This window comes from Microcoleus sp. OTE_8_concoct_300 (genome assembly GCF_031383065.1).
GTDB lineage: Bacteria > Cyanobacteriota > Cyanobacteriia > Cyanobacteriales > Microcoleaceae > Microcoleus.
On the sequence record NZ_JANMZH010000218.1, the window covers coordinates 1 to 1,421 of the forward strand.

The window sequence follows — 1,421 nt, forward strand, 5'->3', positions numbered from 1 at the left end:
CAAAAATAAGGTGTAAAGGTCTATATTGCATTGTGCCGTAGAGGGTTTAGTTATTTTTCTCATTGTCCGATACCTAGAAAGTAGACGACCTATATTTATCAATTCACTGTTTGGTTATTTTGTCAATGCGTAAGTCCTATACTTTTAATAAACTCTGTCTCTCGCTGGTTCAACCAGTTATCAGCCAATGCAAGTATCTTCTCCATTTGGTTGAGCCGCTCGCCATCCGGCAACAGCAAACCATTAGGTCGATTATTTCTATCCCAATCATTAGCTTGAGCAGCTAACCGTTGTTGTAGATCTAGAGTTTCCTGCTTCCTCTGTTCATCGAGCCAGTCCTGTAACATCCCCCAACCTCGCACTAGGAAATCATGAGCTGGTTCTACATAAGGCTCACCTGTCTCCTGTCCCTTCACAAGCAAACGAGCTTTGATCAACTGATCGCTCACCTGTGCCACACGCTTATTTTCTTCCGAATCTGGATACACCAGCTCAGACTCCGGCACCCGTCGCCGTGCAACTCCTCCCCCCTCGATCGCCACCATCCGCAGCATCACCCGTCGCATCGTTGCTTGATATGCCTTGCCCGATTTTTCGCCAAACGTTCTCACAAGGTTGTCATACTCCTGAGTTGCCCGACGAGTCAGCGCTCCTGCCACTCCCCCCAGTTCCTCATAATCCTTGATTCGCAAAGCGCGATCGGTTGCATTATCCTTCGTCCAACGACCGTGCAATTTAATGTAGAGTTCGCTCAAGGCAAACGAGAGCAACGGCAATGCTCCTGGCATCTGCCCCACCTCATCAATCAACATACCCACCAACTCCGGTGGCTCAAAATACAACGCTTGCTTTAGGGCTGGTCCCTCGATCGCCTGTCGCAACTCATCCAAATTCATCGCCCGCACGGGGAATCGCGCATCTTTCCAGTAAGCCGAAAGTGGTGAGGAAAGAAAACGCGGTTCAAAGTCCGATCGCAGCGTTAAGACAATATGCAACTGCTGGGGACATTCAACAATTGCCCCTAAAAGTACCTGCAAAAACGGTAGCCAAGGTTGAGATTCAGCAGCAGGTTCATGAGGTGTCCCGTCACCGCCATGAGTTTCTGATTGACTCTCCTGGCTCATCGTAATCAACTCTTCAAACTGGTCGATTGTTAACAACAACTTGGCATCGGGATGAGTTTCGCTCCACTTTCTAATCACACGGATGAGGTGTTGCCGCGAGTTTTGGAGTCTATTACTCAGAGACTCTAGCTGTTCAAAAATTGCCCGATAAAGCTGCGATAACTGTTCCTTTTCTTGGGGATTGCGACACAAAGCCAAAAGCTGCTTGAAGTAATCCTCAATGACCAAAAGTTTAGCTTCTGGCTTTGCACTGTTCCAAGACTCGGCTAGTTTGACAAACGCTGTATCTGTTGATTC

General features: G+C 47.9%; 1 protein-coding gene. It reads right to left on the bottom strand.

The features are described 5' to 3' along the window. Positions 1–122 precede the first annotated feature (122 nt). A partial coding sequence (locus ACUVJL_RS10615; protein ID WP_445245811.1) for an nSTAND1 domain-containing NTPase occupies positions 123–1,421 on the bottom strand: 1,299 nt, incomplete at its 5' end.